Raw genomic sequence first — 398 nt, forward strand, 5'->3', positions numbered from 1 at the left:
ACAATATTCCAAATCCACGTTTGATAAATTTTTAATTTCCAAGTAATCAGCTCCTTTTGGGGTGTAATTTCTTTTTAGTTCGTTGTAAACAAAATGTTTATCTGATGCAGCGACAACACTATCATACACAACTTTGACATCTTCTCCTCCAATAACAAAAGGAGTCGTTAGCGTTTCTGTTTTTACAATGTTTTCAGAATTTCCTGCTACAAAAACGGAATAGCTCACTTCAACCTCAACAGCCGAACCATCTACCGATGCTAAAACAATGTAGTTATGTTTCAAGGTTTTGGATTTATTAGAGGTTTCTACTTCAAGACCTACTTTACTACAACTCCCTTGAAAGCTAACAAAAATACTTAATAAAAGTAGAAATTTCACTATTATCTTTTTCATAA

The 398-nt window shown here is 32.7% G+C and carries 1 pseudogene; it reads right to left on the reverse strand.

Annotated elements, in window-relative coordinates:
* Positions 1-381, reverse strand: a pseudogene (locus CCAND38_RS01050) (hypothetical protein); the annotation flags it as partial.
* Between the last annotated feature and the right edge of the window lie 17 nt (positions 382-398).

This window comes from Capnocytophaga canis (assembly GCF_000827555.1).
In the GTDB taxonomy this organism is placed as follows: domain Bacteria; phylum Bacteroidota; class Bacteroidia; order Flavobacteriales; family Flavobacteriaceae; genus Capnocytophaga; species Capnocytophaga canis.